General features: G+C 32.8%; 25 protein-coding genes. 17 read left to right on the top strand and 8 right to left on the bottom strand.

The window, feature by feature from the left end:
- Positions 1-164: 164 nt before the first annotated feature.
- From ACFSTE_RS04325 to ACFSTE_RS04340, 4 genes are read left to right on the top strand one after another with little or no spacing between them, the layout of a single operon-like run.
- A complete protein-coding gene (locus ACFSTE_RS04325; protein ID WP_378297979.1) occupies positions 165-1,370 on the top strand; it encodes a hypothetical protein in 1,206 nt (401 codons plus the stop codon).
- 3 nt (positions 1,371-1,373) lie between these two features.
- Entirely contained in the window at positions 1,374-2,462 is a 1,089-nt protein-coding gene (locus ACFSTE_RS04330; protein ID WP_378255886.1) for a trypsin-like peptidase domain-containing protein, read from the top strand.
- A gap of 10 nt (positions 2,463-2,472) precedes the next feature.
- Complete coding sequence (locus ACFSTE_RS04335) at positions 2,473-2,799, top strand: hypothetical protein (protein ID WP_176029566.1); 327 nt, start codon at positions 2,473-2,475, stop codon at positions 2,797-2,799.
- A gap of 5 nt (positions 2,800-2,804) precedes the next feature.
- Entirely contained in the window at positions 2,805-3,323 is a 519-nt protein-coding gene (locus ACFSTE_RS04340; protein WP_176029567.1) for a hypothetical protein, read from the top strand.
- Between the two features lie 49 nt (positions 3,324-3,372).
- Here ACFSTE_RS04340 and ACFSTE_RS04345 read toward each other — a convergent pair whose 3' ends face one another.
- A complete protein-coding gene (locus ACFSTE_RS04345; protein ID WP_378255884.1) occupies positions 3,373-4,113 on the bottom strand; it encodes a peptidylprolyl isomerase in 741 nt (246 codons plus the stop codon).
- On the opposite strand from ACFSTE_RS04345, the gene ACFSTE_RS04350 reads away from it, so the two are divergent.
- From ACFSTE_RS04350 to ACFSTE_RS04375, 6 genes are all read left to right on the top strand, one after another.
- The gene (locus ACFSTE_RS04350; protein WP_176029569.1) at positions 4,107-4,748 is read left to right on the top strand and encodes an NUDIX hydrolase; all 642 of its coding nucleotides are present in this window, start codon (positions 4,107-4,109) and stop codon (positions 4,746-4,748) included. The genes ACFSTE_RS04345 and ACFSTE_RS04350 overlap by 7 nt on opposite strands.
- Positions 4,749-4,792: 44 nt before the next feature.
- A complete protein-coding gene (locus ACFSTE_RS04355; protein ID WP_176029570.1) occupies positions 4,793-5,596 on the top strand; it encodes a lysophospholipid acyltransferase family protein in 804 nt (267 codons plus the stop codon).
- A gap of 195 nt (positions 5,597-5,791) precedes the next feature.
- Positions 5,792-6,256, top strand: coding sequence for a hypothetical protein (locus tag ACFSTE_RS04360; protein ID WP_378255881.1), 465 nt, complete (start codon positions 5,792-5,794; stop codon positions 6,254-6,256).
- A gap of 137 nt (positions 6,257-6,393) precedes the next feature.
- Complete coding sequence (locus ACFSTE_RS04365) at positions 6,394-7,245, top strand: alpha/beta hydrolase family protein (protein ID WP_176029572.1); 852 nt, start codon at positions 6,394-6,396, stop codon at positions 7,243-7,245.
- Positions 7,246-7,411: 166 nt separating this feature from the next.
- Positions 7,412-7,720: a hypothetical protein gene (locus tag ACFSTE_RS04370; RefSeq protein WP_378297981.1), complete on the top strand. Its 309-nt coding sequence runs from the start codon at positions 7,412-7,414 to the stop codon at positions 7,718-7,720.
- A gap of 296 nt (positions 7,721-8,016) precedes the next feature.
- On the top strand, positions 8,017-8,802 hold the full coding sequence (locus ACFSTE_RS04375; RefSeq protein WP_378255877.1) for a carbonic anhydrase: 786 nt from the start codon (positions 8,017-8,019) through the stop codon (positions 8,800-8,802).
- A gap of 172 nt (positions 8,803-8,974) precedes the next feature.
- On the opposite strand, the gene ACFSTE_RS04380 is transcribed toward ACFSTE_RS04375, so the two are convergent.
- From ACFSTE_RS04380 to ACFSTE_RS04405, 6 genes are all read right to left on the bottom strand, one after another.
- The gene (locus tag ACFSTE_RS04380) at positions 8,975-10,243 is read right to left on the bottom strand and encodes an alpha/beta hydrolase-fold protein (RefSeq protein WP_378255875.1); all 1,269 of its coding nucleotides are present in this window, start codon (positions 10,241-10,243) and stop codon (positions 8,975-8,977) included.
- Between the two features lie 146 nt (positions 10,244-10,389).
- Positions 10,390-10,818, bottom strand: coding sequence for a DUF1801 domain-containing protein (locus ACFSTE_RS04385; RefSeq protein ID WP_176029576.1), 429 nt, complete (start codon positions 10,816-10,818; stop codon positions 10,390-10,392).
- A gap of 334 nt (positions 10,819-11,152) precedes the next feature.
- Positions 11,153-11,986, bottom strand: coding sequence for a CPBP family intramembrane glutamic endopeptidase (locus ACFSTE_RS04390; protein WP_176029577.1), 834 nt, complete (start codon positions 11,984-11,986; stop codon positions 11,153-11,155).
- Between the two features lie 85 nt (positions 11,987-12,071).
- Positions 12,072-13,184 carry a helix-turn-helix domain-containing protein gene (locus tag ACFSTE_RS04395; protein WP_378255871.1) on the bottom strand — a complete coding sequence of 371 codons (1,113 nt, stop codon included), beginning with the start codon at positions 13,182-13,184 and terminating at the stop codon, positions 12,072-12,074.
- A 25-nt stretch (positions 13,185-13,209) separates the two neighbouring features.
- A complete protein-coding gene (locus ACFSTE_RS04400) occupies positions 13,210-13,956 on the bottom strand; it encodes a DUF6882 domain-containing protein (RefSeq protein ID WP_378255869.1) in 747 nt (248 codons plus the stop codon).
- 501 nt (positions 13,957-14,457) lie between these two features.
- Positions 14,458-15,306 (bottom strand): helix-turn-helix domain-containing protein, encoded by an 849-nt coding sequence (locus ACFSTE_RS04405; RefSeq protein ID WP_378255867.1) that lies wholly within the window; start codon positions 15,304-15,306, stop codon positions 14,458-14,460.
- Between the two features lie 452 nt (positions 15,307-15,758).
- On the opposite strand from ACFSTE_RS04405, the gene ACFSTE_RS04410 reads away from it, so the two are divergent.
- Positions 15,759-17,459 carry a LytR/AlgR family response regulator transcription factor gene (locus ACFSTE_RS04410; protein ID WP_378255865.1) on the top strand — a complete coding sequence of 567 codons (1,701 nt, stop codon included), beginning with the start codon at positions 15,759-15,761 and terminating at the stop codon, positions 17,457-17,459.
- Positions 17,460-17,593: 134 nt separating this feature from the next.
- Positions 17,594-18,400: a hypothetical protein gene (locus tag ACFSTE_RS04415; protein WP_378255863.1), complete on the top strand. Its 807-nt coding sequence runs from the start codon at positions 17,594-17,596 to the stop codon at positions 18,398-18,400.
- 80 nt (positions 18,401-18,480) lie between these two features.
- Here ACFSTE_RS04415 and ACFSTE_RS04420 read toward each other — a convergent pair whose 3' ends face one another.
- A complete protein-coding gene (locus ACFSTE_RS04420) occupies positions 18,481-19,365 on the bottom strand; it encodes a M90 family metallopeptidase (protein ID WP_378255861.1) in 885 nt (294 codons plus the stop codon).
- 337 nt (positions 19,366-19,702) lie between these two features.
- On the opposite strand from ACFSTE_RS04420, the gene ACFSTE_RS04425 reads away from it, so the two are divergent.
- From ACFSTE_RS04425 to ACFSTE_RS04445, 5 genes are all read left to right on the top strand, one after another.
- Complete coding sequence (locus ACFSTE_RS04425; RefSeq protein WP_378255859.1) at positions 19,703-19,918, top strand: hypothetical protein; 216 nt, start codon at positions 19,703-19,705, stop codon at positions 19,916-19,918.
- A 9-nt stretch (positions 19,919-19,927) separates the two neighbouring features.
- Positions 19,928-20,641 (top strand): hypothetical protein, encoded by a 714-nt coding sequence (locus ACFSTE_RS04430; RefSeq protein WP_378255857.1) that lies wholly within the window; start codon positions 19,928-19,930, stop codon positions 20,639-20,641.
- A gap of 90 nt (positions 20,642-20,731) precedes the next feature.
- Entirely contained in the window at positions 20,732-21,247 is a 516-nt protein-coding gene (locus ACFSTE_RS04435) for a transposase (RefSeq protein ID WP_378297983.1), read from the top strand.
- 14 nt (positions 21,248-21,261) lie between these two features.
- Positions 21,262-22,050 (top strand): transposase, encoded by a 789-nt coding sequence (locus tag ACFSTE_RS04440; protein WP_378255854.1) that lies wholly within the window; start codon positions 21,262-21,264, stop codon positions 22,048-22,050.
- 106 nt (positions 22,051-22,156) lie between these two features.
- Positions 22,157-22,639 (top strand): hypothetical protein, encoded by a 483-nt coding sequence (locus tag ACFSTE_RS04445; RefSeq protein ID WP_378297985.1) that lies wholly within the window; start codon positions 22,157-22,159, stop codon positions 22,637-22,639.
- Positions 22,640-22,643 lie beyond the last annotated feature (4 nt).

Raw genomic sequence — 22,643 nt, forward strand, 5'->3', positions numbered from 1 at the left:
ATTCAAAAAAGCAAACCATCTTTACAACAAGGTGGTTTGCTTACTCCTAAGAAGTACTTATTTGGTATCATGTTCTTAAAAAGGCTGAACATTAGAGTCAGATTTGGTACTGAATGAGGTTCTCTATTAAGAAAATATTAGATCCATCAATTAACTATGGTAAAATGAATAAAAACAACACCTATTTTCCGCCAATACAAGCAAAAAAAGTAGCTACCAGACAAGAAGAAAAGTGGGATGAAGCAATAGCTTTGTTTAATAGTAAACAATACAATAAAGTTTTACCCACGATATTGGATTATGTGGGTAGTCATTTACAAAACAAAAAAAATGGCAATACTTATGAAATAGCACATGGGTCTGTAGTCATCACTATTACACAAACAGTAGATGAACTGGTGATAAAATGTCCTTTTCTAAACATAGCGAATGCTAAAAGAGTACCGCTAATGCGCAGATTAGCAGAAATACGTATGTCTCCGCTTAATCTTACCAATGTCGCATTGGAGAATGAGTTGGTTTACTTTTCTTTTTCTTGCCCTATAAATGTATGCGAACCCTATAAAATCTACGGGGTACTTAGAGAAATTTGTTATTATGCAGATAGTTACGACGATGAGTTTATAGAAAAGTTTAATGCAGCACATCTTCAAGAACCAAATATAACACCTTTATCAGATGATATAAAGAAAGCAGCATATGCTAATTATCAAAAAATTATAGAAGAAGGTTTACAGCGTTTTGATCATTATATGGAAAATCGCCATGAAAACAATGCCTGGTATACGTTAAATATCACTTTAAAAAAGATTGAATTTTATGCAGAGCCGCAGGGGTATTTACGTACTGTATTAGAGAATGCTATAGATGATATTTTTGACAGAAATACTCCTTTTCAGAATCGGTTGCTACAGGGAAAAGCAAGTTTAAAAAAGTTGCAAAACTATTCTATAGATAAGTTTTCAGCAGATCTATATCAGGTAGAAACATTTATACCTTATAAGTATAGTGGTAAAAAGGAAAATATTAGAGAAAACTGGGCAGATAGTTATACTGATGTGCAAGAAATGATAGCCAATGCCAGGTTTGAAGATGCTTCGAATGTATTACAATCCTGTTTTTACGGATTGTTCTACTATAATCTGGTTGACGAAAGCATTGGTGAACCCATTATAAATGCTTTAGCTCAAGCTGATGGACAGAATTGGAACCAGGCAGCACCGGTTTTAATGAAAGGAATGGAAGCCATTATGGAGGACTTTCTATTTGATAATGATTTTGGTATGGATTTATCAAAAATAATGGGAGAACAAATGAAACAATCAATGGCAGCAATCCGGCAAATGATGACTAATTTTAAAGTAAGCTAATCTATGAATATCATTAAAAATATAGAAAAATCTGTGTATAGAATCAATACGGCAAATGGATCTGGAACAGGATTTTATAGCCTGAAAGATCATGTTGTTATAACTAATTATCACGTAGTATCTGGCTGTTTATCAGTAAGTGTAGAAGGGCAGGACAGGAATAGATATTTAGCAAAGGTTGTGTATATAAATCAAGGAAAAGACATTGCTTTTTTACAAGTAGAAAACTTACCAAAACCTGTCGAAACCATACGGATCAAGCACAATAACGAAACCATTTCCAGAGATAAAGTGTTGGTGTTGGGATATCCATATGGTATGCCATTTACTGTTACAGAAGGGATTGTGTCTAATCCCAGACAGGTTATTGACGGCAGGAACTTTATACAAACAGATGCTGCGATTAATCCGGGAAATAGTGGTGGTCCCGTAATTAATGAAAAAGGGGAATTAGTAGGTATTGTAACCTCTAAGTTTTCAGATGCGGATAATATGGGATTTGCTATCCCGATGGAAACGCTCCGTGAAGAATTGGAAATTGTTAGTGAGTTATCTGGTAAGTTTACTTTAGGCTGTCCTAGTTGTAATGGCTTAATTGAAGAAAAAACAGAATATTGCCCTAATTGTGGAAACGATATTGATGAAAAACTATTTGAAGAAAATCCGCTTTCAGATTTTAGTTTAAAAGTAGAAGAAGCCATTACCAAATTAGATTTAGATCCCGTTTTGACAAGATCAGGCCGGGAACGTTGGTATTTTCATCAAGGGAGTGCAGAAATACGAATGTTTGTGTATGATAATAATTATTTATTTGCGACCTCTCCATTAAATGATTTACCCCGAAAAAATTTAGCAGAAGTATATGAATATATTTTAACGGCTGATATAGGAAAGCATAGATTATCCATTTCTAACAATCAGATATTTCTTTCCTACCGCATTCATATAAGTGATTTGTATTCAGAGAACAAAGAAGAATTTCTCGAAGATATCGCTCAACTGGCTTTAAAGGCAGATGATTTAGATGATATGTTCGTAACTAATTTCGGTGCAAAAATGACACAGTATAGTAAACAACTACAGAACTTTTAAAACAAAAATCATGTGGTTTATATTCCCATCAGTTATACTATTGATAGGTTCACTAGGGCTTTACCTTACTATAAAAGCTTATAAAAAAGGACAAACTATTAGTTTGAAAAAACTCATAGTCACAGTAATGCTCATTTTTTTAGGTGGAGGTGTTTTTCTACAAAAAATGAGAATAGTTGATAATGAACATTTAGAACAATTATTACTTGCTTTTGATAAGGAAGCAAGAGAAGAAATAGAAAAGGAAAGCAAAAGAAAGAAAAATGAAGCAGAAGAAAAGCGAAAAGAAATGTTTAAGAGAATCGGTAGAGAAACGAAGAAACTAAATAAAAATTAAAACTTATGAAAATTAGCAAAACCATACAATACATAGGAGGGGGTATAGCAGTAGTCCTGTTTTTTCTTTTTCAAAACGGAGGAGATGTATTTCAAGGATCTGGAGAGAAAGGAAAAATTATAACTATTGAAACCTATAAAGAGTTAAGAAAGAAAACATCGAGTGATGGTAAGCGTATTGCACTTATAGGCAGAGCATCTGTTTCAAATGCTAATATTACAAGAAGAATTGGAGCACCTCTCAACCTAATATTCAGCGCTCCAGATGGTACTTTTATAGAGCATCTTCCTTTTCATTTTGGAAAAGAAGATAAAAATTCATGTTATCTACCAAATTCATTTACTCCACAAGATTTAGTTCTATATGATAATGAAGGTGTCTTACATAAATATGATGAAAATGTCATGGTGTCATTCACATTAGAGCGGATAACAAATGCTATCCCAGAGAAAAACCCTAAGACGAATGAATATGTATGGAGGTTTAAGCAATTAAGAATTGATCCGATAGAACATGATGAATAGGTTACATCCAGGAAAATAAAAGTGCTTACATAGCGATTTAAGAAGAATACTATTTAATTACAGTGGCTTTAATAAAAATATTTTCTATTGGCCATTCACTGCCGTCAACTGGAACATTAGAGATTTTATCCACCACAGACATCCCCTTGATAACTTTCCCAAAGATGGTATGCTCTCCATCAAGATGAGGAGCTCCTTTTCTGGCAGCTACGATAAAAAATTCAAATGGGGTAGAACGGTTTGACGGGTTATCAACCCATTGTTTAGACAGGGCTACAGCACCGCGAACATGTTTTAATTGTTTAATAGGCTCCTGAGGTAAGGTATAATCCCCAATTTCAAAGCGTCTTTGAGCCATTTGTTGACGGTCACTGTTCCCACCTTGGATAACAAATCCTTTAGCTACTCGGTAAAAAAAGGTTTCATCAAAATATTTTTCCTTGACCAGATAGATAAAGTTAGCTCTGTGTAGTGGGGTTTCTTTGTAGAGTTTTATATGGATATCTCCAAACTTAGTTGTCACCTTCACCAGTGATTCTGGATGCTTTTTACCGTAATCTTCAAAAAAAGCATGGAGGTTGTCATTAGATAGCCTGAAAGCTTCGATGTCTTCTTTCTTTTCTTCTTTAGGAGTAGAAGAGGCCGTATCAGTTGCAGATTTAGAAGAAGTGGTAGTTTTTTTTATATTTTTAATAGGAGGTATTTTCTGTTTAGATTGTTTATCTTCACAACTAGACAAGAAGAATACAGTTGCACAGCTAATTATATAAAAGATTCTAACGAATGACATTTGATACATTTAATAAGTTAGTCCCAAAAATACAGAAAATGTCAGTGCCGGGAGAAGTTTCTCACAGACTTATGACCCCAGGAGACAGAGAAAGAGCATTAAAAAGTATCCATATAGAAAGTAAGAATCCTAGAAATGCAGCGGTTATGATGTTGCTATACCCCAAAAATAACCATATGCATTTAGTTTTGATTTTACGTCCCACATATGAAGGAGTACATTCCGGGCAGATCGCACTGCCGGGAGGCAAGGCAGAATTGGGTGACAAGGATTATCTAGCGACAGCGCTACGGGAAACTAATGAAGAAGTAGGAGTACATACGGCAGGTGTTCGTATGCTAAAAAAAATGACCAAAGTATATATCCCGCCGTCTAATTTCTGGGTGCATCCTTATATGGGAACAATCGATCATCGCCCAGACTTTATTGCTCAGGAAGAAGAAGTAGAAGAGATTATCGAGGTACCACTGACAGAATTACTCGACGAAAAAAATGTAAACAGTAAAAAATTAACTACTTCTTATGCTACGAATATAGAAGTACCGATCTTTGAATTAAACAGTTATGATGTCTGGGGAGCAACTGCAATGATGTTGAGTGAGCTTAAAATGCTTTTAAAGCGGGCTATAGTATAATGATTTTGTATCTTTGACCGATTTTTATAAGACCCACTAGATTTATGAAATTCTTTAAAAGAAATCGTTTTGGACATATTTTGTTTCTAAAGAAATGGCTGATCCGCATAATGGGAACGATAACGCACAGACGTTATCGGGGGTTTAACGAACTACAAATAGAAGGAAGCGAAGTGATTAAAAACCTTCGTGATAATAATGTATTGTTTGTGTCGAACCATCAAACCTATTTTGCAGATGTAGTAGCGATGTTTCATGTTTTTAATGCAAGTTTAAGCGGACGTGTAGACTCTATTAAAAATGTAGGATATCTTTGGCAACCCAAACTAAACCTGTATTATGTAGCAGCAAAAGAAACGATGAGAGATGGATTGCTAGCCAGGATATTAGCATATGCAGGAGCAATAACTGTAGAACGCACCTGGAGAGAAAAAGGAAAAGACATTAACCGACAGGTAAAAATGAGTGATATTACCAATATATCCCACGCATTAGAGGATGGATGGGTAATTACTTTTCCGCAGGGAACAACCAAACCCTTTAAACCCATCCGAAAAGGAACAGCTCATATCATTAAACGGTATAAACCAATAGTAATTCCGATTGTTATTGACGGATTCAGAAGATCTTTTGATAAAAAAGGAATACGAATAAAGAAAAGAGGTATTCTACAATCAATGGTTATCAAAGAACCACTGGATATCGATTATGATAATGAATCGATAGATGAGATTGTAGAAAAACTGGAATACGCTATAGAACAACATCCTTCGTTTTTAAAAGTAATTCCAAAAGAAGAAATTGCAGCACAAGAAGAATTAAATAAAAAACGACAGTGGGAATACTAAATTTATGTTAGTACAGTGTCTAAGATAAACAACTCCTTGCTTTATAAAGTAAGGAGTTTTTTTTTAGTTTTATTTTTTTTGAAATTAAAATAGGGGGAGATGATATTTCTATCGACATCTAAATAGATAGGGAGATATTCTAGTGGGGAATGTCAATCTATCATATTTATTGTATTAAAAATTAGATAGAATATTATGAAAAATGGAATTTTAATTGCAATTATCAGCTTGTTTATAGCTACACAAAGCCAGGCACAGGAAAATGCACCAAAGTATGAGGTGAAAGTAATAACGAGTATAGAATCTATTGTAGAAAATGGATTAGGTCGTTCCCGCTTAATTTCTTCTAATGAAGAACGGGATTTCCAAGAATTTACTTCTAGCAGAACCAAAGAAGATAATGGTAGAAATACCTCTAAAAGAAAGAACATAAGAGTTAAGGATTTTGAAGAAACCAAACTTCTTAATTTCTACAATCTGGGAGGAATTCGATTTCAGAATATAGCAGCAAATGATGCGGTTATTTCTTCTAAAATTACTGATATGGTAGCAAAAGGATGGGATTTAGCCTTTGTAGTGAGTGCTGTAGAAAGTGATGCGGGAGAGCAAGACGGACGTGGAATTTTTATCACCAGATATATTTTTAAACGATTACTCTAATACCCAGAAATTATACTATTCAAGTATTGTTTTCTCTATTAAAAGCTATGTATTAGGTTGGGGGACTTATGCATAGCTTTTTTCTATGTATATTTATGAAATAGCATTTGGTAACTAGTATTTAATACCAGATTGGTATGATAGAAGAACAATCAATAATAATTATAGCAGAGGATGGTTATGAACTGTCTGCAATCTTAAGGGTTCCTACACGTGATCGAAAAGGAATTGTTCAGATACATAGTGGCACAGGAATTCCTCAACAATTATATGCGAATTTCGCCTCCTACCTTACAGAAAAAGGTTATGCAACTCTTACATTTGACTATAGAGGAATTGCTGAGTCTGCTCCGGCATCTTTAAAAGGATTCAAAGCTACAATCCGAGACTGGGGGATGTTAGATATGACAGCAGTTTTTAATTGGGTATTGACTCATTTTCCTGAGGATAAAAAAATTATTGTAGCGCATAGTATGGGGGGACAGATGATCGGATTGATGAAAAATTGTGATCAAATTGATCAGTTGGTTTTAATTGCATCTTCTACAGGGTATTGGAAAGATATGGATAGTCCGTATAAATGGCTTCCGGCTTTTTTTTGGTATATAATGATTCCGGTTCACACAAAAATATTCGGGTATGTTAATGCCAGAAAAGTAAAACAAGGAGAAAACCTGCCTAGAGGAGTGGCGTTGGAATGGAGAAAATGGTGTACTAATCCAACCTATTTTGAAGATGATTTTAGAGACACTAACCAATCTTTATTTTTTGATAAAATAAAAATCCCATTATTATCTATTCAGGTGGCAGATGATCCTTTAGCTAATCAAACTACAGCGACTAAGTTATTAAAGTATTATAAAAATGCACAGATACAAATACAACGAATAATCCCGGCAGAAATGGGAGTACAGAAAATAGGGCATACGGGCTATTTCTCCAGAAAATTTAAAGACAATTTATGGAAGAAACTCGTAACAGAGTTGTGAAAAACCTGTAATATATTGAATATCAATATTGTTATGAGGTGTTAAATACAGTGTTAAAATATGGAAAAATGTGAATGCTCTTCAGGAGATCCGTTTACCTTTGTATTCTGTAATGAAATTATGCTGCATTAAATCATATTATCTTTGTAAGACTTTTTTTCTGTTTTTGCTGATATCCTTATCAGTACAAGAACTATCAGCAGCTTCTTCAGTTTCTGATCCCCTATTGACAACGGTAGAAAATAAAGAAGGTAAGGAATCAATAGATTATCTTTTATCAAGTAATGTCTATAGTAATGCAGAGAGCAATACAGATACGAAAGAAGATAGTGATACCAATTCTTTTGTAGCTACCCTTTGTAAAGGAACTAATCATATAAGAATAAGAAGGTCTTTCTCAGTTTTTTCAGATATTTTTTATAATACTGATAGCTTATATCTTATTTATTGCTGTTTAAAAATTACACCTCATTAATAAATATTACCTCCTATCTTTTGTCTTATCATGTTTGATAAAGAATATGTGTACATGCTATTATTCTGAGAAATAAGACACATTGTTTACAGACATGACCTCTTTTTATAAAGACAATACATTCATATTTGATAATAATAAATGTAAGGGGATGCTGGATAAGAAGGTGTTAGGGAGGGACTCTCCAAAGTCAATTCATATTTATTCATAAACAGTCCATAGAAGATGATATTGATAGCTAACAGAACGCGTATTCGGTCAACTCTCTATGGTCGTAATAATCACAAATAAAACAGATGAAAAATACCATTATTTTTTTTATAATATTAGGAAGTCTCCTGGGCAAAGGATGCTGCCACATAGATACATCTTCTTCCAAAAAAAGAAGCCATACATCCAAAAATAAGTATTGGAGCTACCATGGAGAAACAAGTCCTGAACATTGGGAAGAAGTAGAGAAAGGAGCTGATTGTGGAGGACGATACCAATCTCCAATAAATATTGTAGCAGCAATCGATGATAGCAGTTTACAACCAATCGAGTTTCATTATGATGATGATACGGATATTGATGCGGTAGTAAACAATGGGCATTCTATTCAATATGATTTTGAAAAAGGAGATTATATACAGATAGGTACAATCAGGTATGAACTATTACAATTTCATTTTCACGAACCTGCAGAGCATACGATTCAGGGAATCAGATATCCTATGGTGATTCACTTTGTCCATAGGAGTGAAGAAGGAGCCTATGCAGTGATTGCTGTTATGGTAAAAGAGGGAGAAAGTAGTCCTGCTTTTGAATTTTTAGAAAACTACCTGCCAGTAAGAGAGGGAGAACGAAAAGAAATAGATACTTCATTTGACATCAATAGTGCTTTGCCACAACAAACCAATTATTATCATTATACAGGATCCTTGACAACTCCTCCTTGTACAGAAGGAGTACAGTGGTACATTATGGAAGAACCAATTACTATATCAGTAGCGCAAGTAGTAGCATTACAAAAGTTAATGCCTTTGCATAATTACAGGAATGAACAGCAGTTAAACGGTCGTACGATTCGACATTCTTTTTAGAGATCCAAACATACAACTCTTCAAGTTGTTCCGAAACGACGAATGGAGTTTATATTTTGTTTTTATTGACAATCTGCTGATTAACTCCTGAACAAGTTCTTTCAAAAAGGCTTGTTCAGGAGTGTTTTTTGTACTTAATACAATGTAATCAGAGAGAATCTCTGATATAACCTTATTTTTTAGAATTCTTTATTTGTACTGTATTAGCCATAAGTTCATTAAGCATCCATTGTCTGGCATCTCCCTTTTTTGCTATTTCTATTGATTTTTTACTCATTTCCAAGGCTTCTTTTTGTTTTCCTTGTGCCAGATATACTTTAGAAATACCTTCATAAGATGCATACGAAGTAGGGTTTTGTTTGATGCGTTTTTGATAGATTTCCAATGCCTTTTTATACTGCTTAGTTTCCAGATAGTTGGTCGCTAATTGTATATAGAAATCCTCAAGTGATCCAGGTAATTTATTAGTAATCTCATTCTCCAGGATTGATAGATCTTGCTCTTTCTTATGATTAAAGTAATAATAAATTACATTGCCTAGAAAATAGGAAGGAATGGAAAAAGAAGTATCAAAATCTGTAGATAATTGATGATAATGATCAATGATTTCCTGAGCACTTTTGAAGGTATAAAACTGTGATCTGGTGATTTCCCAGTTCTTGAATAGTTGTTCTAGTGTTTGTTTAATTGTTAAAAGTCCTACTGAATTGTGATTTTCATTTTCGAAATGCATAAAATGCCAATTCTTTTCTGTAGGAAAATGCTTGTCTAGTATTCCTACCATCTGTCGTACTCCCATCTGTTTTGTATCTGCCAGCGAGACAAAATAGGAAGCATCTAGTTTTTTTGTGCTTTCAAAATGTTTGTCCGCGCGATTGATAATTTCATAGTTGCCAAGCCACAATGCCGGGTCAATAGCAATGTAGGTATTAAACGTTTCAGGGCGTTCCAATAGGTAATTAGTAACGAATAACCCCCCTATTGATTGACCGATAAGAATATCGTATGTTGATGCTCTGTAGTTGTTATGAATATAGGGTTGTAATTCTTTTTCAATAAACTGCATAAAATTGGTTGCATTTCCATTTTTTCCGGAAACTGAAGCAGGAGTACAATTGGCTCTGTAACGAAGCTTTCCTTTATCGGCAATTCCCACTACAATAAACTCAGGAATTTTTCCGCTGACACTGGATAATAATTCTACAAGGTTGGTAACATATCCATAATTATAGTCCCCATCCATAAGATATATAACAGGAAAACTCCCTTGATTGTTAAAATAGTAGCTAGGTGGGAGATATACTTGAAACTCTCTTGCTTCGTTTAATATATCAGATTGGATAGTCTTTCGTTGATGCGTTTTAAGATCAGTATCTTTTTGCTGTGCAAAAACAAAGCAAGTACTTAGAATCGTTATTAGTAAGAGTATTTTATTCCCCATTGAATAATGTATTATTTAATATGATTGATAAAGATACATATTGATGGAGAAGCGAAGAACTTATAAGAAAAGTTTAACGATTCTTAAACAGGTTCTGGGATGAATCTATCCCTAAAGCATAGAAAATTTTCATAGAAAGTAAAATTTTACATACCTAATAAAGGCAGCTGTTTTACTTTGTGATAGGTAAGAGCAGCTCCGATACATTTTTTTAATGCGGTTACAGGAATAGGAGTATGAAGAGCAAAAACAAGTGCTCGATTTCCTTCAAACGAAAATGTATTTTTATACACCAGCTTGAAGGTAGGAACGAGTTTACTGGTACATTGAAAATACATGGCATACTGATCTGGTTTTTTTGCTTTCCAGTTTATCCGAATGGTACTTCCTGTTTTGGTTATATAACTAGGTTCCCCCCACTTTAGGGTTTCTTCCAGTTGTGTAATCATTGTTAATTCATTAGCAGTTTCCAAGATAAGGTTTCGCAGATTCTCAATTTTCGGACGAATGTTATCGGGATAGGCATCAAAAACAGCTGCTACTTGAGGGGAGGTTATTAGTTGTACATTTTTCATTATTTTAAAAAAAGAGATTAGTATCGTTGAATTTCTAGACAATCCAATATTTTATTACTTCAAAGGAAACTAGGAAATTAAAAACGTATTTTTAGATAATGATTCCTTGTGTTTAAGCTTGATAGTCTACACATTAAAAGGAACTACCGAAAGGCATCTGCTCAAAATCAAAAACTGTTTCTGGACAGATGCCTCTGGTTTGTCACGATATAGTGTATTGAATACATTCGTTAGTTATATGCAACCAGGAAGTATTGAATATTGTTTTCTCGTTATAAATTATTAAATTTTTTCCAAAATTAAAAATATACCTGTTTTTAAGGTTAAGTAATTATTAATTTATGGAAGCTGGTATCGGGGTTTTAGCCTTTTTCTGCTGGGTCTTTTTGTATAAGAGATATCCAAACACACCGATAAGAAAGAGATAAAAAATTACATAGATCGTGATACTAAGAGATTCGTTATTCGTTTCGGGAATTAATACAAAAAGACTACCAAAATGATTATTACTTGCGTGGAGAATGGCTCCTATAAAGATGGAATATTTGTTATACCCCAGATAAGCAATAAGTATGGATTGACAGATTGCAGCTAAAGGAAATATAATAAAAGCTTCTGTGTAGGGATGTTCTGGGAAGACAAAGCCATTCAGAGCGATGGGCAAATGCCATAATCCCCATACAAGCCCCAGAGATAACGAACCTTTTAGAGCCCCAAGTGCATCAAATAAATGTTGTTGTAAATAACCTCTCCAGCCAATTTCTTCTCCCAGTACCAGAAAGACGGTAACAGGGTATCCAATGATGACTAATAGAGGATTAACAGTAGACCAATCGGGGGAGCTTTTGGCATCCAGTGCAATTTGTACCCAGGTTATACCCCCAAAATAAAGAATAGGTATTAGAAAAGCCAGAAAGACATTTTTTAATTTTGGTTTGAAAAATTTTAGTTGTTTCCATTTTTCTTTTCCTTTTTTAGTAAAGATAAAGGCGATGGTTGCAGGTAGGATTCCGTAGATAAAATGAATGACAGATGTAGCAATAAGGTTATCTGATTCAATAGCAGCCAATGAAGCAAAGCCACCTCCCCAGGAGATTAATAGTAACCAGAAAATGTACGTTTTTCCTTTTTGAAATGCCTGCTGTTTTTGAACAGTTGTCGTACTCATAAATAAGTTGTTTTTCAGTTTTACGATGTGCAAATAAACTGATAAACAACAGCTGAGTCGTCTCATGGAAAGCAGTGAGACCTTTCTACACTTGTTTTTTGAATTGAATAGGAGTCATTCCGGTTTGTTTTTTGAAAACTCGGTTAAATGTAGCTTTAGAATTAAAGCCTGCTTCATATGCTATAGCCAGAAGAGTTAATTTTTCAGCATCTCCTTCCTTGACTTTTTTACAAAAGTACCGTACTCGGTGTGTATTGACATATTCATAAAAATTAGTTTGCAGGCATTCATTTAATATATGGGATAATTTTTTATTAGATAATTCTAGAGTGACAGCAGTTTCTCGAAGTGACAAATCTTGTTTTTTGAACAATTCCTGATCAGTAAATATTGTTTCTAATTTTTTTCGTGCTAGTATTAACTCTTCGGATTGGCAATCGATATGTACGATAGAGGTAGAAGAAGGGGGAGAAGTATCTTCTTCTGACAGTATAGAAGAAGGAAGAAATACTGTAGTTTGGTGGATGCCGTAGTAGCCTAAATACCATATCAGAGAAACGAGGTATAAAATCTGAAAGTAAATAACGAATTCCAATGAAGAGGTAAAAATACTGATAAGTAGCCCAGAGATAAGATCAATGATAAAAAAAAGAAAAAACCCTTTTACCCAAATAGCTAACCATTTCAAATCATTTTTATAAAGTGATGCGTAGTATTGTTTTACTTCCGATCTGGATTCTCGGAGAAGCTTGTAACTTTTGAAAATATAAAAACCAAAATGGATAAGACCGATGCATGGGATACTATAAGAAATATTGTATTTAATATTTTGTCCCATATTGTTCATAAGATACGCAGGAATACTACATAGGAGTATGGCTAGAAAAAAGGGGATAAGATGACCTAAAATAACTTTTGCGCTAACTAATTTATGATAATAGATTGCTTTGATATAGAAAAATAACAATGTTCCCATAGCAAAAGGAATCACAATTCCTATGGGGAAAATAAAGAAGGAAATAGTATCATTTTCTAGATAAGAACTGCTGAGTGTGAGAAATAAGATCAGGTAACTAATAAGGAAATAACTAAGTACTTTGGGAGGAGCTCCGTTCTTCCATTTTCTACTTAAGAGTAATACTAAAAATAGCGTAACGCTAATACCTGAGTAAATTAAAAACGTAATAATTTCTTCCAAAAAAAGAAGTTTTTGTCATGTTAGATTATAGAGTTCCGTCAATTTTCAGCATTCTTCCCATTTCATCAAATTCAGCATTTATATATTTCCCGTTTTTCTGACCTTCTATTTTTGTGTCACTTATTTTGACAGGAATTTCTTTATCTATCATATAATGGAGAAGCGCATTTTTATGATGTATATCCATGGCACTAATAAGTTGTGGGAATACAGTTATCATTTTTTCCAGTGCATTTGTATCTACAGAAGGAATATCAGGGCTTTGTATTGTAACCACCATTGTTCCCTGTCCGTAATTTGCACAAAAATATGCATTGGCATTTGAGAGCCCACTAGCGATCAGTCCCATAGTATGTTCGAACCCTTCCTCTGCATAAAAATGTCCTTTAGTGAATTCTTCTAATTGGTGTTGTTCTCCAAATCGTTGTAATTGTAATGCATTTGTCAAAAGGTGCTGAGGAATCCCACTTTTTGTATTAGCCCATCCCCACATCCAGGAATAATCATTAAATGATAAAGAACCGATTACCTGAATTGGATAGCTAAGAGAACCAAAGGAAATGGATGCTGTATTCATGTCGATGTTCCAGGCACTTCCTCCGGTAAGATCATTAAAAATAGTTTGTTTTTCATAGGATAGCCCGGCATGCTGTTCCAGTAGCTCGTTAACATTTTTGAAATCTTTCTTTAGCACCTGTCGAAATTCTGTATCCTGATCAGGAATACGATCTTTTGATGCATTTTTTCCAAACAATTTTTTGAAGATGCTCATTATAAGTGTTTAATCATTGGGGTTTACATATTTCGAAGTCGCTCCCGAATTAAAATTATCTTTTTTGAACCCCAGAATAGTTACATAGGAGTAGTTCTTTTACATTGATGTATTTCCAAGGAATACTTAGAATGATTTGTTACTACAATTAGTTACGAAGATAAAAAAGTTATCGACTAATAAGGAAGCTTTTATATACTAAACTTACCTTAGACAGTAAAGAATAATCAGATTATCTGGATATATACTAAAGATTAGATTGAGGTACTGTATTTCAGAAGAATGTTTTCTCAATTTTGTTTACTAAAAATAGAAAGAGTTTATAACAGAAAGAAAAGGGAAAATGATTGATTGTAAGTGTGTTGCTTTGAGTTGTTATTAAGATAACAAATATATTCCCTTCCCTTTCTGTATCTATAATTAGTTTTTATTACCTGATTGCCCAGATATAAATATTTTAAGACTTGCCCTGGAAGTAATATCCATTTCTTATAAAAAATCTCATAAGTTTATATCAGATTTTTCCTTTTTTTTGATGACAAGATAGATTAATAGGATCTCTATAATCTCTGCAAACATAAGGATGATATCTGCAATAAAAAATAAAATAACCGTCATTAAGAGAACTCCAGCTATTATCTCCAAAATTCCTGCGTATTTGGCAATGCTACTAATGTCATTTTGAAGTTTGAGAAGAGAAGCTCCAAAGAAAATTTTGATTCCTCCAAAAATGATTGCAGCAGCAACATAGGTGACTTTATCCAATTCTGAAGGGTGATATACGGTTAGCATTTCATACCCGATTAGACAGATAGTACATCCGGCATAGATATAGCTAATTGTTTTTAACCATTGATGATTAAATAATTCTCCTATAACAATAAAACCACGTATAAAAAGTAATAGAGAAATGAGTAAGATTATTTTTATAAGAATATAGAAGGTCGTTCCAAGCAAGGATTGACTTCCGTCAAAGGTCATATATTCTGCAGTTACCTCAAAGAAGGAACAGATAAAATAGACGATACCGGCAAACCAGGCGATATGTAATTGTTTGGTCTGATGATCAGAAATAGGAGTATGAAGGAGTGTATTCCTTTCTTGCAAGGGAGATGAAATACCAATTGTGTCTTTGGCATTTTTTGTGAAATTTTCAACAAAAGTACTCATATCCTGTTCTAAAGCGGCTAAAATAGCTTTTACGGTATAGGATCGGGGAGTGACCTCTCCATTTTCTATTCGCTGGATCGTTCTGACACTAATATTACATTTTTCGACCAACTCTTCCTGAGTTAATCCTTTTGATTTTCTTAATTCGGATATTTTTTTTCCTAATGCTGGTTGTTCCATTTGTCGCCTTGTTTTTTTACTCAGAGGCTATTATTTTTACTCTTGTCACTGACGGTATAAGTGCGAGGAATTACTGAGATATCAATTTTTTGAGACTCAGTGTGGGATGAATCGCTTACCGATGAATCCATATGATAGTAGAATTCATTTTTAAAAGTACGAATACGAATCAGTATTCAGAAATTTTACCTCTTACAACAAATAATAATTTTGCTGTTCGTTTTTTGTTAATTGTTCCGAGCAAAACTACTTTTTAGTTCGCTATTCTATACCGTCTTTATATGGAATTTTACCCGTCATTCACCCGTCATTTTGTTTTTATATGCTTGTATTTCAGTGTTTTTTTGATTTTAAACATTTTGTAAAAACAGACAAGGAGTAGTTTTTTATCCGTTCTTTTGTAAGAATTTAATTGTAAATTAGTTAAACTAATTTATTAACCAATTCCGCATTTGAATACGAACGTATTATTTAGATTTCCCGCTAGATTATTATATGATTTTTTTGATAAGAGAAAAAACTGTGATTTGTTTTTAAGAGAGCTTTTTAAATGGTACCTATTTTTAGGAACGTTATTCGTTGGAACTACCAATATGTTCGGAAAACAGCAAGCAGACCAAACTTTTATAGAAATTAATAATGCTGCTGATACCATTAATATATTTAGGAGGCTATCATTTTATGTAGAAAAAGGAAATCAAGAGTTTGATCGGAAACGTTTAGAACACGCTGAATTTACTATTCCTGACAGATTATATTATTACTTACCAATGAAGGTAGAAACACTCTGGATGCGCTGCACTATACGAAATAATACCCAGAATGATCTATTATATTATTTTATTCTTAGGCATGCTTATTTATATAAAGGAACTGTTTTTCTTCTGACCAAGGATAAAGTAACAGAATTGCATACACATAGTTATCAAAATATAAAGAAAAACCATAGGTTCTCTAATTTTCCTACCTGGAAAATTCCTATTCCTAAGCACGGAGAAATACAGGTATATATAAAGGTACATGAGACAGGAGGAAGAACAAGAATCTCAAGTTTATTAAAAAGTGAGAAACAGTTTTTTAGCTATTTGATAAAATCATTTAGTATTCACGCGGTATTTATTTTCTTTATTTTATTGATTGTTTTTCTATCAGTATATATAGTTAGATATACAGGAAAGAGATATGTTCTTTTTTATACTTTTTATGTATTGTTTCTCGCTATGGATTATCTGGCAGTTCATGGGATAGGGCAATCGTATATATGGACTGATAGTTATTTTTTATTGAGAAATGTAAGAAGTATGAGTAATGCATCCAGTGCATTGTTTTTATGTCTGTTTTTTGCCTTTTTTTACAATCAGTTTAGTTACCCTCGTTGGATAAAAAAGACTTTTATAGTAGCAGCTATTGTCTTTGGAATATTCTTAAGTTTATATGGAATCAAATTATTTTTTGGAGGGTTGAGGTCTCTTTTTTTATATGTTTGGAAGTCAATTTCTCTACTCTCTATTCTTTTGATTGTAATTCATACATATCTGGCTTTTAGAAAAAAAATACCTTTTTACCTGCCTTTGGTATTTATTATACACACCGTAATTACTTTTGTTAATGCTAATTATATCTTTCCATATAGTAATCATATTGTAATAGATTGGATACTGGTCAATATATATTATTTAAGCCTTAGTTTAGAAATTATTGTTTGGGTTTATTTTATTTTTAAGACATTAAAGAGTGAGAAACTCTTACTACAAAAATTAAAAACGGAAGTTGGAGTATTACAAGAAAAATTAGATACTCTAAAAAGTCAATATAATAAAAATGAAAAATCTCAAATCAACGAGTTAATTCATTTAAAGAGCAAAGCAGTTCTAAATAGCATAGAGATTCTATATATAAAATCGGATGGGCATTATGTCGAATATTATACAGAGCACAAAAAAAATCCAGAGATTGATAGAAACTCACTAACTGAAGTATTAAAACAATTACCTTCTTCTTCCTTCATAAGAGTTCATAAATCTTATATAGTGAATATATATAGAATAAAAATCATCAACTCTACCAAGCTTATGTTAGATAATGGTGTGTGGTTAAACTTATCCAGAACCTATAAACAACAATTGAAAGATATTTTGAATCATGGAGGGTAGTTTTAACTGAATAAATCAGTTTATGTATTATGTCGTTCATGTAAGGGTTTATGTCACTCAGGACAAAAATAAAAAGTATATGGTTTGTTTTCATTGATTTGTGATTGTTATTAATCAATTTAAATCAACACAACATGAAAACAAAAATGGTCTTATTAAGTATTATACTTTTGATTTCTGTGACTTCTTTTTCACAAGAAGACAAAGTATATAAGTTTACATTTGGAATGGAATTAGAAGAATGTGATGCATTAGGAACTCGTAATAGAAAAAAAGAAGTATTAGAAAAGAATACGGAGTTTGTAATAGAGCGAATATTAGCTAATGGAAACTATGTTATACATGTTCTAAAATATAGAAAAGTTAAAAAAGATGAAGGAATTAATGCTAGGTTAGTATATAAAGATGATAAGTCAAGAAAGTTTTTCTTTCTGCCTAAGAATAGTTTTGAACCGAATACTGAAATTAAATATGATACTCCTAGACATAGTTTTACATTTGGAACAATTACAGTTCCAATAAAATTAAGATTTAGTTCTCGAGATAAAGAGGATAGAAGAGAAAATTATTTTGATTTTAGAGGCGATGTGAATATTGGTTTGTCAGCAGGGTATAAATTAAGGATAGGGAAGAAAAAGGATTTTAGTCTTAATTTTTTAGCAGGAGCCAGTATAACAAGTGTAGAAGTTGATGAACAATCAACCAAAGGGTTTGTCTCTACGAATACAAAAGTATCTGCATTTACACCTAGTTTTAATATTGTATTTGAAAAAAAAGATTTTCAGATAGGAGTGTTTTCAGGAGTAGATTTTTTATCGGGTGAGTTAGGAGATAAATGGGTATATAAACATAAGCCGTGGTTAGGAATAGGACTTGGCTATGGCATTTTATCACGTGACAAAAAAGAAAGCGAAAGGACAGAGCAGAAGGAAAGAAGTTAAAATAGTTTTTACATTTCATAGAGTTAGTTAATCTGACTCTATGAAAATCTAAATAAAGTATTTATTATTAATAGTTATAATTAAAAAGAAGTATACATTCCACAACATTTCTTAAACTTCTTTCCACTATTACAGGGGCAATCACTATTGCGACCGGTTTTTACCTTTTTTTTATTCAGATTCCGGGTACTCATATCCTGATTAAATACTTGTTCTAATAAACGGTATAAATCAGGATGTTTTTTTGATAATAATTTAGGTCTTTCAAAAAAATACTCACTTGCTACGGAGAAAAACTCTGCCCGGTTGGTTCCTCCATAAGGGTTGATATCGGACGTACCTTCATAGATTTCGTCGATTTTTTTAGTAATGAGGTCTATCCAGGGAATTGAATATTGTTTTTCCAGTAACAGAGAAGGGATTCCATCAATTATCCCATCTGTCTTATCAATTAAATGAACAAATTCATGAATTGCGGTATTCTTTTTATCTGATTCGTTTTTGAACCCGTGTTTTAATGCTTCCTGAGATAGAATCATTTTCCCTTCCATATAACCGGTACCGACCATTCCCAGAATATTTCTACCACTTCCTTCGGTAGCAAAGTCTCTGGAAAAAGCAGTGGGGTATATCAAAACTTCATCGATATTAGGATATCTCCAGTCATCAAAACCAAAAATAGGAATAATAGCACTGGAGGCTACCAATACTTTATCGGTGGTATCAATTGAGGTACGAACTCCTATAATCTGACAGTTTAATAAAAATTCCTGAACTTTATATTCGAATCGCTGCTGTTCACTGGGAGATAATGAGGAATAAAAAGAAACGTATTCGATTAATATCTTTCTCCATGCATCCGGAAACGCCGTTTCAGGAAGCACCCATTTGATCTTTTTTTTAGGGCGAAAAATAAAATAACTCCCAGCAGCAACAATGATACTAATGAATATAAAATGGGTCATTCGCAGGTATAAAATTATAAATGTTTATATGTATGTATACAAAAGTCCTAAAAGGTTACTTATTCTTAAGAAGATTTATCATGTCAAAATTTTAAGTGAAAGGAAGAAACACTCTTGGGGCAACTCTATGAATATTCTGAAGGAGATCACTTATATTTTCGAAATAAGTTCTAAAACATTTACAACCTTATTAATGAGTAAATGTATTATCTGTTGTTATCGAATATCGGTATGATTGGTACTTATAACGATTTTTAGGAATAAAATTAAACGTTCATTGGTTGTATAATTTTAAAAATGAGTATCTTAATGACTCAATCTATGAATATTTTTTATTATGAGAAAAACACTTTTCACACTATTAGCCATGAGTTTCCTTTTTGTTGCTTGTGTAGACAAGAAAGCAGAGGAAGAAAAAAAGAAGGCTGCAGAGTTAAATCAGCAAATCGAGACCATTAACCAAGAAGCGGATCAGGTAAATCAGGAACTAGAATCCCTGGAGAAAGAAACGCAAGAGATTGATAATGCCATTAATGAACTAGATAACCTATAAACAATACGTATGAAACTGTCAAAATATTTCCTTATAGTACTATTAACAACATTTGTTGGAACTATTTATGCTCAAAAACCGGAAAAAGCAATTAAAGCTAAAAAAGAAAAAGTTCAAAAACAGAAAGAAAAAGTAAAAGAACAACATAAAAAAGGGCAAGAAAAAAAAGAAGAAATAAAAGCTAAGAAAGAAGAGCTTAAGGCGAAAAAAGAAGAGATAAAAGAGGCAAAAAAAGAACTGAGAGAAGGAAGAAAAGCAATTTTAGGAGAGCATAAAGAAAAAATGAAAGGGATGTCTCCAGAAGAAAAAAAGGCTTATATAGCGGCTAATCCTGAGTTGAAAGCAAAACTCTCAGAATACAAAGAAGTGACCAAAGAAAAAAGAGAAAAAATAAAAGAAAAGCGGGTTGCATTTAAGAATGAAAAAGCAAAAGTAGTACAGAGTAGTATTGATGGGAAGAAAGAAAAATTAGCTTTTTTAGAAGCACAAAGTGCTAAAGGGAAAGATAAGATTCAGAAAACCCGGGAGCGTCTGGCTACTCAAAAGGAAGCGGGTGAAATTACAGAAGAAGAATACAACAAAAAAATGGCAAAGGTAGCCCAGGTTGAAGCACGTGTTAAAAAACATGAGGAAAAAGTAACCAAGGTGAAGACGAGTCTTAAAAAGAGTGAAGAAAAGCTGGTAAAACTGGCTGCTCCAAAAGAAGAAAAAAAGGCGGATTAAGAAGAACCGATGTCGATTTGATGTATAAATAATATATAAAAAGGAGGGATTCCCTCCTTTTTTATATGTAACCGTTCGGCAAATCACATCTTGTATGATTTTTATTTAGGCTCTAGTTTTGTGGTATGCAAAAAGAAACTAGCGCATGCTTGTGAGGTTAACTTGGAAGTAATTTGGTTAATTAAAGGGCTAAAACCATCTGCTCGTAAAATTGCTTATTTTAGAAAAAACAATGCCAAAGCATTTAAACAAGCTTTTAGATATTTTGTAGTTTTACTCAAAGATATGAGTTTGATTGATGGAGAAACTATTGCCATTGACTCCTTTAAAATCAGGGCTCAAAACGCCTCTAAAAACAATTTTAATCAAAAGAAGATCGACAGGCATATAAAGTACATTGATGATAAAATTGAAGAATATCAAAAGCTGTTAGATGCCGAGGATAATACTGATAAGCAAGAAGAGGTGCGTTCAAAAATAGAGTATCAAAAATCTAAGAAAGTCAATTATAAACAAATTGAAAAACAACTCCATGAAAGTAACCAAACTCAAATTAGCTTAACCGATGCTGATGCCAAGAGCGTGATTCTTCACAAAACATTATAAACGTAGGCTATTGCGTGCAAGCAGGTTGTGATAGCAAACACAAACTATTTATTAATAATGACACGGGAAGAGTTAATGATACACATGCTCTTTCTCCAATGACTCTAGATGCTAAAGAACTATTAAAAGTAGAAGGAATGAAGGTATTAACCGATAAAGGGTATACCACTGGTAAGTATATTGAAATTTGCATAAAAAACAACATCACTACTTTTTCTTCACCAAAGGCTCATTCTTCTCAAAACAATGGCTTGTTTGATATGCAAATATTTCAATACGATAAACAACAAGATCTCTATAGGTGTCCGGCAAATCAACTCTTAAAAACAAATGGTACTATTTACAATAAAAACAAGCATAAAGTCAAACATTATAAAAACAGACAAGCCTGCAAAAGTTGCGAGTTAAGAGATAAATGTACCAAAAACAAAAACGGTCGATTCATTGAAAGGTCAATCTATCAAGAAGCACTTGAAGAAAATCAAAAAAGAGTAGCATCAAATCCTGAATATTATAAGTTAAGACAACAAATTACCGAACATCAATTTGGTACATTAAAACGGCAATGGGGATTTACATATACAATCATGAAAGGCAAAGAAAATGTACTTTCTGAGGTCAACTTAATGATGATTTGTTATAATCTAAGGAGACTTATGTCCATTTTTTCACTAAATACCTTAAAAAACAAGCTAAAAGAGCTTGATCTCTATTTTTTAAGAAAATGGGAGTCATTTTACGTTAATTTGACCGCTTTTCCATTAAAACCGAAACCTCTGAAAATGCAAACTATATTAAACTGAACCTTCTTAGAGAACCTAAAAATGATAAATATTAACTAGTTTTGAAACAAAATGGAGTTTGTGCGCAGACTCCCGTTGTGTGTAACTAAAAGACTAAGTACATAAAATGAAATTTGATGAGTTTATTTTGAAGTTTGAAAAGGAATTTCCAGAAGTATTAATCGGAAACTTCTACAAATCGGCTGATTCAGAACAAAAAGAATTGGATGATTTTATTCGGGAAAACAATTTCCTCACTCAAGATTCTGATTATATCGACTATTTAAAAAGATTTTCAGCTCTATCCTATTTTAACCCATTAACAGATGGAGACCTAACTCTCTTTGGGTTTGATTCTGGAAAAACGATAACATTTTTAAATAATGAATTTCCAGAAGAACCATTAGTAGATGATAATGGATACATGCTTATTGGACATTTAATAAGGCCCAAAGAAGAAGAACAAATTGATTTTTATTTTAATAGCAAAAGTGTCAAATGTGGAATTTTTGTAAAAAAAACAAATAGCGAAGGAAGCCTCAAGAATTATGAACTATTATGCCCTAGTTTTTCTGAATTCTTAGAATTTCTTTTGGTGCAAAAAATATGAATCA

It is taken from the genome of Aquimarina hainanensis, from assembly GCF_042684685.1.
GTDB classification, from domain to species: Bacteria; Bacteroidota; Bacteroidia; order Flavobacteriales; family Flavobacteriaceae; genus Aquimarina; species Aquimarina hainanensis.

What these genes read in the sequence shown, in the direction of transcription:
- ACFSTE_RS04325 (WP_378297979.1), top strand. Translation starts at nt 165, where the DNA reads ATGAATAAAAACAACACCTATTTTCCGCCAATACAAGCAAAAAAAGTA.
- ACFSTE_RS04330 (WP_378255886.1), top strand. Translation starts at nt 1,374, where the DNA reads ATGAATATCATTAAAAATATAGAAAAATCTGTGTATAGAATCAATACG.
- ACFSTE_RS04335 (WP_176029566.1), top strand. Translation starts at nt 2,473, where the DNA reads ATGTGGTTTATATTCCCATCAGTTATACTATTGATAGGTTCACTAGGG.
- ACFSTE_RS04340 (WP_176029567.1), top strand. Translation starts at nt 2,805, where the DNA reads ATGAAAATTAGCAAAACCATACAATACATAGGAGGGGGTATAGCAGTA.
- ACFSTE_RS04350 (WP_176029569.1), top strand. Translation starts at nt 4,107, where the DNA reads ATGACATTTGATACATTTAATAAGTTAGTCCCAAAAATACAGAAAATG.
- ACFSTE_RS04345 (WP_378255884.1), bottom strand. Translation starts at nt 4,113, where the DNA reads ATGTCATTCGTTAGAATCTTTTATATAATTAGCTGTGCAACTGTATTC.
- ACFSTE_RS04355 (WP_176029570.1), top strand. Translation starts at nt 4,793, where the DNA reads ATGAAATTCTTTAAAAGAAATCGTTTTGGACATATTTTGTTTCTAAAG.
- ACFSTE_RS04360 (WP_378255881.1), top strand. Translation starts at nt 5,792, where the DNA reads ATGAAAAATGGAATTTTAATTGCAATTATCAGCTTGTTTATAGCTACA.
- ACFSTE_RS04365 (WP_176029572.1), top strand. Translation starts at nt 6,394, where the DNA reads ATGATAGAAGAACAATCAATAATAATTATAGCAGAGGATGGTTATGAA.
- ACFSTE_RS04375 (WP_378255877.1), top strand. Translation starts at nt 8,017, where the DNA reads ATGAAAAATACCATTATTTTTTTTATAATATTAGGAAGTCTCCTGGGC.
- ACFSTE_RS04380 (WP_378255875.1), bottom strand. Translation starts at nt 10,243, where the DNA reads ATGGGGAATAAAATACTCTTACTAATAACGATTCTAAGTACTTGCTTT.
- ACFSTE_RS04385 (WP_176029576.1), bottom strand. Translation starts at nt 10,818, where the DNA reads ATGAAAAATGTACAACTAATAACCTCCCCTCAAGTAGCAGCTGTTTTT.
- ACFSTE_RS04390 (WP_176029577.1), bottom strand. Translation starts at nt 11,986, where the DNA reads ATGAGTACGACAACTGTTCAAAAACAGCAGGCATTTCAAAAAGGAAAA.
- ACFSTE_RS04400 (WP_378255869.1), bottom strand. Translation starts at nt 13,956, where the DNA reads ATGAGCATCTTCAAAAAATTGTTTGGAAAAAATGCATCAAAAGATCGT.
- ACFSTE_RS04405 (WP_378255867.1), bottom strand. Translation starts at nt 15,306, where the DNA reads ATGGAACAACCAGCATTAGGAAAAAAAATATCCGAATTAAGAAAATCA.
- ACFSTE_RS04415 (WP_378255863.1), top strand. Translation starts at nt 17,594, where the DNA reads ATGAAAACAAAAATGGTCTTATTAAGTATTATACTTTTGATTTCTGTG.
- ACFSTE_RS04420 (WP_378255861.1), bottom strand. Translation starts at nt 19,365, where the DNA reads ATGACCCATTTTATATTCATTAGTATCATTGTTGCTGCTGGGAGTTAT.
- ACFSTE_RS04425 (WP_378255859.1), top strand. Translation starts at nt 19,703, where the DNA reads ATGAGAAAAACACTTTTCACACTATTAGCCATGAGTTTCCTTTTTGTT.
- ACFSTE_RS04430 (WP_378255857.1), top strand. Translation starts at nt 19,928, where the DNA reads ATGAAACTGTCAAAATATTTCCTTATAGTACTATTAACAACATTTGTT.
- ACFSTE_RS04445 (WP_378297985.1), top strand. Translation starts at nt 22,157, where the DNA reads ATGAAATTTGATGAGTTTATTTTGAAGTTTGAAAAGGAATTTCCAGAA.